The sequence below is a fragment of the Microcoleus sp. BM001215392 genome, assembly GCF_036700185.1.
GTDB lineage: Bacteria > Cyanobacteriota > Cyanobacteriia > Cyanobacteriales > Microcoleaceae > Microcoleus.
Map to the genome: position 1 here is coordinate 1 of NZ_JAUBOJ010000227.1, position 11,839 is coordinate 11,839.

Sequence of the window (11,839 nt, forward strand, 5' to 3'; positions counted from 1 at the left end):
GGGGGACTTTGATCGGACTCTTATCCCCCCCTTCTTAAGGGGGGTTAGGGGGGATCTGGCCTTAATAGTCGAACAATAGTCTCTGACTACGTTTGACCTGGTTGTTGACACTAATGGGCACTACCGTCTCCTGATTTCGGGTAATGTTAATTCCAATGTAATTTAGGCTAGGGCTGCTACGGAAACTTTACCAGCAATCCGGCCCGCGATCGCCCGCAACTCCCTCGCCGAAGCAGAACCCGGTTGTCCCACCACAATTGGCACGCCCGAATCGCCACCTTCGCGCAACGGAATTTCCAGCGGAATGCGGCCTAACAGCGGCACTCCCAACTCAGCAGCCGTCCTTTCGCCGCCGCCGGAACCGAAAATATCATATTGCTTGTCCGGCATATCCGGGGGCACAAAATAGCTCATGTTTTCCACAATTCCCAACACCGAGACTCCCAACTGCTGGAACATTTTTAACCCCTTGCGGGAGTCCAGCAAAGCCACCGTCTGCGGCGTCGTCACAATCACCACACCAGCCATCGGCACTGCTTGCGCCATCGTCAACTGCGCGTCTCCAGTACCCGGAGGCATATCCACAATCAGATAATCTAAATCGCCCCAATTCACTTGATACAGGAACTGGCGGATGATCCCGTTCAACATCGGGCCGCGCCAAATTACAGGCTGGTCTTTCTCAATTAAAAACGCCATCGACACTAATTTGACGCCGTAGTTGAAAGCGGGTTCAAGGCTTTCTCCGCTTTTTCCATCCCTAACCATTACTTTCGCGTCTCCCAATCCCAACATATTTGGGTCGTTGGGCCCATAGATATCCGCATCTAGCAAACCCACCTTGGCGCCGGTTTGCGCTAGGGCTACAGCCACATTCACGGCTACCGTGCTTTTGCCGACGCCGCCTTTGCCGCTGGAAATGGCGATGATATTTTTAACGCCTTCAATGCCTTGGCGATCGACTACTCCCTTCTGCTGGGGAGTCTCGGCTGTCACCTCCACAGTCACTTTTTCCACTCCTGGCAACTGTTTGACTGCTTTTTGGCAATCTTCGACAATAAATTCTCGCAGCGGGCAAGCAGGCGTTGTCAGCACTAAAGTAAAACTGACGACTCCGCCGTCAATTTTGATGTTACGAATCATGTTCAATTCCACCAAACTTTTTTGCAGTTCGGGGTCTTGCACAGGTCGCAGGATTTCTAAGACTGAACTAATATCGAGTGTACTGGGCATTGTGTTCTCCACGATAGCTCTGCAATTGGGTCAAATAATTTGCCATCGCAGGTTTAAGTATATTTTTGTTGCTATTTTTTAATGTATCTTCATTGCGATCATTTGCAGACCTGCGGTGGCATAATTACAGGACTACTGGATTTGGGAATCATCGCCCATCTAAAACTCAAATCTGACAACAGAAATTTTATGACAGTTTCTACAACACTTAAAACCGCAACTTCCCCATTTTTGCCACCCGCTGACTCTAGAGCTAGAGTCAGCCAATTTATGAAAAGCCTACAAGACGAAATTTGTCAAGCCCTCGAACAGGTTGATGGCGGCGGCAAATTTAAAGAGGACTCTTGGGAACGCTCCGAAGGCGGGGGCGGACGTTCTCGCGTTATGCGCGAAGGCAATGTGTTTGAACAAGGCGGAGTCAATTTTTCCCAAGTTTGGGGCGAAAGTTTGCCTGCTTTGATTCTGGCCAAGCACCCAGAAGCTGCCGGTCACGATTTCTACGCCACTGGTACTTCCATGGTGCTGCACCCCCGCAATCCCTACTTACCTACGGTTCACCTGAATTACCGTTATTTTGAGGCGGGCCCGATTTGGTGGTTTGGGGGCGGTGTCGATTTGACTCCTTATTACCTGTTGGATGAGGATGCAGCTCATTTTCACAAAACTCTGAAATCAGCTTGCGACAAACACCACTCGGACTATTACCAGACATTTAAACTCTGGTGCGACGAATATTTCTACCTGCCCCACCGCCAAGAAACTCGCGGTATCGGCGGCCTGTTTTTTGACTACCAAAACGCTCAAGGCCCGCTTTACCGCGACCAAAATGTCAAAGGGAAAGCTGCTGAGTACAGCAAAAAGGTCGGAAACCCGGAACCCAGAAGCTGGGAGTCGCTGTTTGCCTTCATACAGGATTGCGGCCGCGCATTTTTGCCGGCTTACACCCCAATTGTCGAAAAACACCGATCGAAAGCATACGGCGATCGCGAGCGCGATTTCCAACTTTACCGCCGCGGCCGGTACGTTGAATTTAACTTAGTGTACGATCGGGGCACGACCTTTGGCTTGCAGACCAACGGACGCACCGAATCGATTCTCATGTCCCTGCCACCTCTGGTACGCTGGGAGTATTGTTTCGAGCCAGAACCCAACTCTCCAGAAGCCGAACTCTACTCAAAGTTCTTAAAACCGCAAGATTGGGCGAATTGGATGCCTCAGCAGTCACCGACCTGAGTTAAACTACTGGGAAAGTAACCACCGCGATAAATAGTAATAAATTTGAGGGAAGGGTCAGTGATTCATATTGATCAAAAAACCCACACGCTATCTGACGGTACAACAGTTATCGTCTTAGCACCGACAGGACGGTTGGATATCACGACAGCTTGGCAATTCCGCCTCAAGTTGCAAGAGTGTATTTCCAAACTCAGCCGTCATGTCGTCGTGAATCTTGGTCAGGTAAACTTTATCGATAGTTCTGGCCTGACCTCGTTGGTAGCCGGTATGCGCGATGCGGATAAAGTTAAGGGCAGTTTCCGCATTTGCAATGTTCATCCAGAAGCCAAACTGGTGTTTGAAGTCACCATGATGGATTCTGTCTTTGAAATCTTTGAAACAGAAGAAGAAGCTCTAGAGGGGGTACCGCGCGCCAGTTGATTGCTCTTGCTGACATCGATTTCGGTGTAAGGGCAATTTAAGAAGACGCCCGCGATTGAAATCGCGTCTACACAAACACTCACCTGCCTCCGCAGGTTAAAGACAAAGGCGGTGAAAATTACGCGCTCTTCGTCTTTAGTCGCCGTCCGGCGGACGAAAGTTTGACGCTTACGCGGTTTCAACCGCCGTCCGATCAGATCCCAAGCGTATTGGCCAATATCTCAGAAGCAAAATCCTGACGCTTCACAAATCTAAAAGGCCCCATTAAAGCCCCCCAGATAGCCTTGCCTGTCGTGGGGCTGATTCCTTTGTCGTAGCTGAGAAATTCCTCGTCTGCGGCTTCAAATCCCAAGTCTACTTGGTAATTTTGCCCGTCGTAGGTAAATCCACAACGAGAACCCTCCGGCAGAGATGCCCGAAATCGATAGCGGTTGGAGCCTAAATTTTGCACCGCAACCGAGAGGGTGCAGCCTGGGAGGAGTTGGATTTGCTCGCTCGTTAGCTTTAAGAGCAAGTCGGGGTTGCGACCGGCTCCTTTGACGGCTGCGATATCCTTGAACATATAATACTGAGCTTCTATGAGTTCCGGCGCTTTATTCACGTGTCTCAGTTGCACGATGCGGGGACGGTAAGGCCGATCTAATTCTAGAATATTGGCTTGTTCGGCAAACAGGGCAATACTCGGTTCTGAAAATAGAGGCACGGGCAGGGGTCTTTGCCAAAAACGCAGGTGGACGTACCACGCCGGATCTGCTAGCGCTTGTTCTCGGTTGTCAAATTCGCCCGCCATGTATTGGGCTAAAGCTCTTAATTCAGGAGAAATTGTCATGTTCGTTTGATTTTTGAGAGTTTTAGCTTGACAGCAACAACTTATTGTGATATCTGTTGCCAGAGCTGGGCAGGACAAGTTAAAAGATTAGATTTCTGGGCGATCCCAGAAGAGCTATGATTGTAAAGATACTTGGCTTTTGCCCTGGTAGTGCGACAGATTAATTGTTGCTGCCGATCGCCCGCAAAATCTTTTTAATAAAATTTTGCCTGTCTTCCCGGCTGCTGCACTTTGAAAAAAAAACTGGCAAATTTTGCCAGCTCGATCGCCAATCGATTCCCCGACTTTACTCATGCCGCTCGGCCCGCCCGCTGCGACAAAATTATTTATCTATAAAACTCAGGTGAACAATAACCGTACTGTTTCAGATACTAAGCGAAGTTTCTATACGATTCACACTCGACCGATTAACTCAATTTACCGTCGAGTGGTGGAAGAGTTGATGGTAGAAATGCACTTGCTTTGGGCGAATGTAGATTTTCAATACGACCCGATTTATGCTTTGGGCGTGGTGACGGCTTTCGATCGATTCATGCTCGGGTACGCCCCAGAAGCAGACAGACTTTCGATTTTTAACGCTTTGTGCAAGTCCCTAGAAGACAATCCCGATCGCTACAAACATGATGCTCACCGCTTGGAAAGCTTGGCCGATCGCCTTTCAGGCGCCGAGTTGCTCTCGTGGATCGCTCGCTCCACCAGCTTTGAAGATACAGGAGATTTGCAAGCATCTTTAGAGGCGATCGCCAGCAACACTCAATTTAAGTACAGTCGCTTATTCGCGATCGGTTTGTTCTCGCTGTTAGAAAAAGCTGACCCTGAAATGGTGAAAAACCAAGAAACTCGCAACGACGCGATCGCCAAAGTCAGCGCTGCCTTGCACCTACCTGAAGACAAAGTTAGCAAAGATTTAGATTTGTACCGCAGCAATTTGGAAAAAATGGCTCAAGCGCGAATAGTGCTTCAAGATGTCATCCAAGCCGAACGCAAAAAACGCGAAAAGCGAGACACAAAAGTTACCGCCAGCCCGACTGCCGAATCTTCTGACACCAGCAATTAATCTTTGCAGCCAGAAGCAAGAGTTTATTTATTCTATAAGATAAATAAACTCTTAAATTTAAATATTTGGTTCTTGACGAATGCCTTCAGATAAATGTTGGTGGCTCAACAAGTAGAAATCCCGCTTTCTCAAAAAAGCGGGAGTTATTTAACTTGCCAAGTGAGCGGTTAGTGGCGGTACTAGGGCTGCGGCTCAAAATTAGTGGCGTTAGCTTGCAGCCAAGTGCTTAGCTGTGAAAGAACTTCGTTTCCAGAAGACTTGCCCAAAGCTGTGGGGTTTGGGGTGTCGGGCCTGTCCAAGTTGCGGGCGATCGCCGAGTTAACTTCTTTGGAAATCAAATCGTGAAGTTGCTCTTTAGCCCTAGCCCTTTGAAAGTGAGCTCCCTCTTCCGTAGTAGCGTACAGAGGCGGCAACCTATTTAAAGCATAAGCTGCAATATCTCCCACATCCAGACTAAGGTCGCTGGTGGCCTCAATTTCAGCCACCCTAGCGATCGCATCGCTCAGCACCAACTCTTCCATCACATTGATGAACTGTTTGCGCGGCAGAACCACAACTTCCCCGGTCAACAAAGCTCCCATCAGGCGATCGAGAGCCATGTACTCTTCGATCGACAATTCCGAAGCCGTATTGCAGATTCGTCCCACCTCAGCTTCCATAGACGGCGTTAAATAGCCATCTTGCAAAGCCTGTTCAACAATTTTTTCAATACTCATATATGCTTCCCGCTCAACGGCATCATTAATACAGTTTTGTTTTGTAAAGACGCAATTGCTGGCGTCTTGAGATTCGAGTTTTGAGGCTTGAGTTGAGAATTTTTCTACAAATCATAACCCAATAGTGATAACCCAGAACAGTTATCTACACACCCCAGCCACAAACTTACCCCATAATTGACTGTTAAATTCGTCAAAATCGGTAAAAAGTCCTACTCAAATCCCTGAAGCCTCCAAGGTACCGGATCGACAGACTGCCCGTGCACGTAGAGTCCCCAGTGCAGGTGAGGGCCTGTAGAAGCTCCCGTTGACCCCAAAGCACCAATTACTTGACCCGCTTTCACGAAATCGCCTTCCTTGACATCAATCCGGCTCAGGTGCATCAAAATACTTGCTACTCCTTGACCGTGATCGATACCGACGACATTTCCGTGGATTTTAAAGCCTTGGGATTCGCGTCCCACCAGAGACACCCGACCCGCGGCTGGTGCAACGACAGGGGAACCGTAAGCACCGGCGTAATCAACGCCGCGGTGGTAGTAGTCATTGGCAAATACCCCATTATAGTACCGTCGCACCCCGTAAATCGTGGTGATTTCGCCAGAGTTGGGGCGCAATAATGGGCCGTTCCAAAACTTTTGGGGTGTTACGAGTGCTTTAAAAGCGTCTACGCGATCGAATTCGGCATCCGTACCTTCACTGTCTTTTCCAGGTGGCAGGGTGATAGATTGAGTGGGGAAATTGCGCGATCGAACTTGCACGCTCAAATTTTGCACTTGTCCGTCACCGGCGACTTGCAGAAGGCGAGCACCGGCTTTGTCTAGCGGAGTTGTCGGTAACAGCACCCGAAAGCGACTATTGCCGATCGGAAAAGCAGGGTAATTTTTTTGCTCTACCGAAACCGTTGGAGTCGGGCTGCCGCTGTCTACCTGAATGATTACCGACAGCGTATCTCCCAGTTCTGGATTTGCGGGCGTCACCTGCACCTGCAAAGCTGGCGCGGCAGATACCGCACTCAGAAGGCCCGCAACAATTCCCCCACTCAAGCTCACCGTTAGCTGCTTTGCCTTCAACCCTCCCCACCGGAAAATAGAATTCACAATTATTTTTGCACTTTGTCGGCAGTTGCCTTGATTTACATTCGTCATCACGGATATCCTAAATTCCGATCTCGCTAATGTTACACAAAGCCCTTAACTTTAGCACGCTCTCACCGCAAAGGATAACGCAATGTTAGGACTTGCGCCAAGTCCGTAAATGTAGCCTGTAAAAGCGCCAAACCCAACGCGCGATTTTGCTTATCTGTAGCGTAATTGTATAAGTTTTGAATATTTAGCATATTTATTAAGTAAATGCGACAGTGGTTAATCATAGAAAGATCAAAATGCCATGCCAAATGAGCAAAATCAACCCGGAGAATATGATGCCGTCAAAGGCGGTCAAAATTTAATTCCTGTCGGTGCGGCGGTACTTGGAGGAATTGCCGGCGTAAAAAGCCGATTGGCCTCGCCTGCGATCGAAGTCAGAATCGCTGCACTGTCTCAAGCGCTGAAATACGGAGATGCAGGATTAGATTTGATAATTGGAGCATTGCGGGATGAGTCGATGTCAGTACAATCTGCTGCCTATTCACTGCTGAAAGATAGGCAGGACTTAAAGATACAGCTACAGTTCCAAGACTATTTACCCACATTTGAATTTGATGTCATCACAGTCGATTCGCATGGCATAGAAAACAGCCGCACTAAGTCATTTGCTAGCTTCTTCCCTGAAGACTTAGGTAATGGAATTGTACTGGAAATGGTTTATATTCCCGGCGGCACGTTCCAGATGGGTTCATCTGAAAGTAGTTCGGAACAACCAGTGCATCAAGTAACCGTCCCACCTTTTTATCTGGGCAAATATCCGATTACTCAAGCACAGTGGGAAACGGTGATGGGAAATAATCCTTCTAATTTCCAAGGTGCGAAACGTCCTGTGGAACAAGTAAGTTGGGATGCTGCTGTACAATTCTGCCAGAAACTTTCTCAAAAAACAGGCAAGACTTATCGTTTACCTTCGGAAGCGGAATGGGAATATGCTTGTTGCGCCCGAACGTCAACGCCTTTCTATTTTGGTGACACGATTACGCAGGATTTAGTTAATTATAATGGCAATGATCCTTACGGTGGTGTGTCGCAGGGACTTTGCCGCCAGCAAACAACCGATGTGGGGAGTTTTGGGCCGAATTCGTTTGGTTTATACGATATGCACGGGAATGTTTCGGAAGCGTGCAGCGATAAGTGGCACGATAATTATAGCAACGATAAGTGGCCTGTTAATTACAATCCTGCACCGACTGACGGAAGTTCTTGGGAAATTGGAACGGATCATAACCGAGTGTGGCGTGGTGGTTCCTCGAACTCCAATGCGGTCTATTGCCGCAGTGCCAGGCGTGCCTGCAGCTTGCCGGACGACTGGTGGAGGAGCGGGGGTTTTCGCGTGGCGGTAGCTAATTGGTAGGGTGCGTCGCTATGAACAATCTACAAATAAAATCGACTTTTCGAGCAGCGACGCACCGCGAGAGTCACTCAGGTGCGGATCCATCTCACATCTGTAAATTACATCAAAAATTTCACAGCGACGCACCCTACAAAAACTTCTAACTCACAGACGAAAAAGAAGATGAACATCTCACAGCGACGCCTCAGATAATTAGCTGGCTGGCGCTTTGGAAAAATTAATTTTTTCAACTATATTTTTCCGCAGATAAACTGTCAGCGGTTTTTCGATTAAAGAGTAGAACAAGCAGCAGACAACTACAGTTATCAATAATACGAGAGCTGGGGCAAAAAAGAATCAAGATATTTTCCTAAATTCGCGTTTTGCAGCACTTTTGTAATTGCGGATACGGTCGGCTTTTGGAGTAAAAATATTGAGTAGGAGGCATCTCCCAAGTATGTTAAAATTTTGGAGAATTTGGGAGAGTCGTTAAGGTCGAGCGATGCCGAACCGATGATTAATAACGCCATCAAAACTCCAAAACTGCTCGTGCGATCTATTTCTAGACTATTTCCAGCATAAAATATTAATAAGCCTGCATATCCTAAATTTGCGGCACCAAACAAAATCCATCTGTTTTTGCTAATTGTAGTGCCCAGCTTAATTACAACATATTGGCGGCTGTTGCACTTTGCTTTTCAACCATAGTCAATACATTAAACACAGTCAACACATTAGAGACTATAATATAACTTTACACTTTTTTCATAAAGTTGTGCAAGAAGACTTCCGACTGATTGTTGACTTAGTTCTAGTTCTCGCTGCTGCCGCAGCAGGAGGACTCTTTGCATCGCTGTTGCGACAGCCGGTAATTCTCGGCTATCTCCTGGGAGGGATCGTAGTTGGGCCGGCCGGTTTGGGATTGATTAAAGAATTAATTCAGGTAGATACTCTGGCTGAATTTGGCGTTGCTTTTCTGTTGTTTGCTTTGGGAGTAGAGTTTTCCTTCGCCGAACTAAATCGAGTTAAAGCAATTAGTCTGGGCGGGGGGGGCTTGCAAATTGTGCTGACGATCGCCATTACTACTGCAATTTCTTTGGGTGTAGGCTGGGTACAATCCCCTGCCCAAGGGGTGTTTTTAGGGGCGATCCTGTCGCTTTCCTCGACAGCAGTGGTACTCAAATGCTTGATGGAACGCAATGAAGGCGGTACTTCCCACGGACAAGTCATGCTGGGAATCTTGGTCGTTCAAGATTTGGCCTTGGGGCTAATGCTAGCAGTTTTGCCGGCCCTCAACCAGCCCGCAGAGGCGATCGGCATGACGGTAGCCTGGGCATTGCTGCGGATCGGCTTATTTGCTGCTGGTGCTGTAGTCGCGGGCATTTGGATCGTCCCGCAGTTGCTGCGCTACTTGGCGAAAACAGAAAGCCGGGAACTGTTCTTGCTGGGAGTTGTGGTTTTGGCTTTAAGCATTGCGCTGCTGACAGAATATTTGGGTTTCTCGATCGAGATGGGCGCATTTGTGGCGGGTTTAATGATTTCCGAGGTGGAATATGCCGACCAAACTCTAACTTATGTCGAGCCTTTGCGAGATATTTTTGCATCCTTATTTTTTGTCACCATCGGAATGTTAATCGACCCGGTATTTCTCTGGAACCATCTAGAGTTAATTCTGGGACTGGTATTTCTAGTATTTGTCGGGAAATTCTTGATTATAACGCCGATCGTCCGACTATTTGGCTATCCGCTAAAAACAGCATTAATCACAGGTTTGGGTTTAGCTCAAATCGGAGAATTCTCCTTTGTACTCGCTAGTTCCGGTCAAGCTATGGGACTGGTTTCGCGAGACGTTTACCTATTGATTTTAGGAACGACAGCAGTCACCCTGGTGCTGACGCCGTTTGTATTGAGAAGCGTGCCGCAGTTATTCAAGTGGGCAGAAAATTTCGGGCCGATTCAGCGCTATTTTGATGAAACATCTCAACCTGTCGAAATAGCTGAAACTTTGCCAGAACAAAATCATGTTGTGATTTGTGGCTACGGGCGAGTTGGTAGAAATTTAGTCAAAATGCTGCAAAGCCGCAACTGTTCAATTGTCGTAATCGACGAGTCGGAAAGCAGAATTCAAGAATGCAGAGTGTCAGGAATTCCTTACATTTACGGCAATGCTGCCAGCTTGCACGTCTTGGAAGCCGCCGGGGTAGAACGCGCCGCATCAATGGCGATTACTCTTCCCGATCCGATGAGCACTCGTTTGTGTCTGAAGCGGGCTTTAGAATTAGTCCCGGATTTGGATATTGTGGTGCGCGCCAACAAAGATAAAGATATCGAACTGCTTTACCAACTCGGGGCCTGGGAAGTTGTGCAGCCCGAGTTTGAGGCTAGTTTAGAACTTTCTGCCCACTTGCTGGCGGGCATGGGTGTCTCGGCCATGGCGATTGGGCGGGAAGTTCAGCAAATTCGCAGCAGCCGCTATCTGGAATTGCGGCCGGCGCGGGAACCTCTGGCTATTTCGCGAGATTTGAAAGTAGCGGTTCGAGACCTTAACAGCGATTGGTACAACTTACCTTCGGGTTCTCCCATCGCTGGGATGACTCTGGAAGAAACTAACTTGCGGCAGTTGACAGGCGTCAGCGTGATGGCGATCGTCCGTGAAGATGGCGAGGAAATTGATTATCCTAACGGGAAGGCTGCTTTGGAGTCGGGCGATCGACTTTTGGTAGTGGGAGAACCGGAAGAATTGATCAGTTTTGAGTTGCTGGCCAAGGGCGAAGTTGCTGTCCCGCAGGGCGACACTTCTTGTCAGTGGCTGAGGCTGCCAGCAAACAGCCTTTGGGTGGGTCAAAAACTGTCAGAGGTAGATTTGCTGGCTCAGTATGGGGTGCAGGTGCGGGCGATCCGCCGGGAAGGGAAGTTTACTCGCTGGCCGGATGGAACTACTGATTTGCTTTCTGGCGATCGTTTGCTGCTGTGCGGCGGCTTCTACGAGCTCGGCTTGATGCAGCGGACGGCCTCGCCTCCGGTGCGGCAACCTGCCTTAAAGCTGCCTTTTGTCACCGCCCAAGTCAGCGAAAAGCTATTTAGCGATTAGTCAGTTGACAGTTGACAGTTGACTGTTGACAGTTGTCAGTTGTCAGTTGTCAGTTGTCAGTTGACAGTTGACAGTTGTCATTAGTCATTAGTCATTAGTCATCAGTCATTAGTCATGTTTTGCTGTCCCCGCGATCGAAGGTTATTAGTCCGCAGTCGGCCGTCCGCCGTCATGTTTTGCAGTCCCCCCGAACGAACGTTATTAGTCAGAGGGAAGACGGAAGAGGGAAGACGGAAGAGGGAAGTTCGTCGGGGACAGCCGTGTAGGGGATGTAACGGATGTAACGGATGGAAGTCCGAGGGAACAGGAAAGATTTTCCTGGCCTCTCCATCTCCCCATCTTTACCCGATCGCGAAGCCGAAGCGCCCATCTCCCCATCTCCCTATTTTCCCCTCTTCCCCCTCTCCTCAGGCGTTGGGTTTGATATAGGCAATTGCCGATCGCGAAATCAGAATTTGTTTTTCTGAGGCATCGAGGAGGCAAATGCAGCTATGATCCTGCCAAAAAATTCTGCCGCCTAGCAAGTCGCCGGTCATGAGTTTGATTTCTACCTGTTCTTTGTCTTTGATGTAGCTTTGTATTAGGCGAATGCTGGGCAATCCGGTCTCAAATTCTGACATAGTGGGAAATGGGTAAATTGGTCATTGGTTATTAGTCATTAGTCATTGGTCAGTAGTCATTAGTCATTGGTCAGTAGTCATTAGTCATTGGTCATTTTTTGCTGTCAACTGTCAACTGTCAACTGTCAACTGTCAACTGTCAACTGTCAACTGTCA

11 protein-coding genes are annotated in these 11,839 nt (G+C 48.4%); 5 read left to right on the plus strand and 6 right to left on the minus strand.

Annotation, left to right across the window (positions count from 1 at the left end; translation table 11 throughout):
- Nucleotides 1-162: 162 nt before the first annotated feature.
- Nucleotides 163-1,233, minus strand: a complete 1,071-nt coding sequence (locus QT974_RS21675) for an Mrp/NBP35 family ATP-binding protein (RefSeq protein ID WP_333470487.1) — start codon at nucleotides 1,231-1,233, stop codon at nucleotides 163-165.
- 189 nt (nucleotides 1,234-1,422) lie between these two features.
- On the opposite strand from QT974_RS21675, the gene hemF reads away from it, so the two are divergent.
- Both hemF and QT974_RS21685 read left to right on the plus strand, forming a co-directional pair.
- Nucleotides 1,423-2,466: an oxygen-dependent coproporphyrinogen oxidase gene (gene hemF, locus QT974_RS21680; protein ID WP_333470488.1), complete on the plus strand. Its 1,044-nt coding sequence runs from the start codon at nucleotides 1,423-1,425 to the stop codon at nucleotides 2,464-2,466.
- A 60-nt stretch (nucleotides 2,467-2,526) separates the two neighbouring features.
- Nucleotides 2,527-2,889: an STAS domain-containing protein gene (locus QT974_RS21685; protein ID WP_106149243.1), complete on the plus strand. Its 363-nt coding sequence runs from the start codon at nucleotides 2,527-2,529 to the stop codon at nucleotides 2,887-2,889.
- Nucleotides 2,890-3,082: 193 nt separating this feature from the next.
- Here QT974_RS21685 and QT974_RS21690 read toward each other — a convergent pair whose 3' ends face one another.
- Entirely contained in the window at nucleotides 3,083-3,718 is a 636-nt protein-coding gene (locus QT974_RS21690) for a chromophore lyase CpcT/CpeT (protein ID WP_333470489.1), read from the minus strand.
- 343 nt (nucleotides 3,719-4,061) lie between these two features.
- Here QT974_RS21690 and psb29 point away from each other — a divergent pair, with 343 nt between their 5' ends.
- A complete protein-coding gene (gene psb29, locus QT974_RS21695; RefSeq protein ID WP_333470490.1) occupies nucleotides 4,062-4,775 on the plus strand; it encodes a photosystem II biogenesis protein Psp29 in 714 nt (237 codons plus the stop codon).
- A 179-nt stretch (nucleotides 4,776-4,954) separates the two neighbouring features.
- Here psb29 and QT974_RS21700 read toward each other — a convergent pair whose 3' ends face one another.
- Together QT974_RS21700 and QT974_RS21705 are read right to left on the minus strand one after the other, a co-directional pair.
- Nucleotides 4,955-5,491, minus strand: coding sequence for a late competence development ComFB family protein (locus QT974_RS21700; protein WP_333470491.1), 537 nt, complete (start codon nucleotides 5,489-5,491; stop codon nucleotides 4,955-4,957).
- A gap of 212 nt (nucleotides 5,492-5,703) precedes the next feature.
- A complete protein-coding gene (locus tag QT974_RS21705; RefSeq protein ID WP_333470492.1) occupies nucleotides 5,704-6,639 on the minus strand; it encodes a M23 family metallopeptidase in 936 nt (311 codons plus the stop codon).
- A gap of 241 nt (nucleotides 6,640-6,880) precedes the next feature.
- On the opposite strand from QT974_RS21705, the gene QT974_RS21710 reads away from it, so the two are divergent.
- Both QT974_RS21710 and QT974_RS21715 read left to right on the plus strand, forming a co-directional pair.
- Nucleotides 6,881-7,993, plus strand: a complete 1,113-nt coding sequence (locus QT974_RS21710) for a formylglycine-generating enzyme family protein (protein WP_333470493.1) — start codon at nucleotides 6,881-6,883, stop codon at nucleotides 7,991-7,993.
- Nucleotides 7,994-8,747: 754 nt separating this feature from the next.
- Nucleotides 8,748-11,063: a cation:proton antiporter gene (locus tag QT974_RS21715; protein ID WP_333470494.1), complete on the plus strand. Its 2,316-nt coding sequence runs from the start codon at nucleotides 8,748-8,750 to the stop codon at nucleotides 11,061-11,063.
- Between the two features lie 205 nt (nucleotides 11,064-11,268).
- Here the strand turns inward: QT974_RS21715 and QT974_RS21720 are convergent, their stop codons facing one another.
- The gene (locus QT974_RS21720) at nucleotides 11,269-11,433 is read right to left on the minus strand and encodes a hypothetical protein (protein ID WP_333470495.1); all 165 of its coding nucleotides are present in this window, start codon (nucleotides 11,431-11,433) and stop codon (nucleotides 11,269-11,271) included.
- 37 nt (nucleotides 11,434-11,470) lie between these two features.
- Nucleotides 11,471-11,683 carry an Hfq-related RNA-binding protein gene (locus QT974_RS21725; protein ID WP_333470496.1) on the minus strand — a complete coding sequence of 71 codons (213 nt, stop codon included), beginning with the start codon at nucleotides 11,681-11,683 and terminating at the stop codon, nucleotides 11,471-11,473.
- Nucleotides 11,684-11,839: the final 156 nt, after the last annotated feature.

Coding starts and splice junctions, on each gene's coding strand:
- QT974_RS21675 (WP_333470487.1), bottom strand. CDS start 1,233: ATGCCCAGTACACTCGATATTAGTTCAGTCTTAGAAATCCTGCGACCT.
- hemF (WP_333470488.1), top strand. CDS start 1,423: ATGACAGTTTCTACAACACTTAAAACCGCAACTTCCCCATTTTTGCCA.
- QT974_RS21690 (WP_333470489.1), bottom strand. CDS start 3,718: ATGACAATTTCTCCTGAATTAAGAGCTTTAGCCCAATACATGGCGGGC.
- QT974_RS21700 (WP_333470491.1), bottom strand. CDS start 5,491: ATGAGTATTGAAAAAATTGTTGAACAGGCTTTGCAAGATGGCTATTTA.
- QT974_RS21705 (WP_333470492.1), bottom strand. CDS start 6,639: ATGACGAATGTAAATCAAGGCAACTGCCGACAAAGTGCAAAAATAATT.
- QT974_RS21710 (WP_333470493.1), top strand. CDS start 6,881: ATGCCAAATGAGCAAAATCAACCCGGAGAATATGATGCCGTCAAAGGC.
- QT974_RS21720 (WP_333470495.1), bottom strand. CDS start 11,433: ATGGGCGCTTCGGCTTCGCGATCGGGTAAAGATGGGGAGATGGAGAGG.
- QT974_RS21725 (WP_333470496.1), bottom strand. CDS start 11,683: ATGTCAGAATTTGAGACCGGATTGCCCAGCATTCGCCTAATACAAAGC.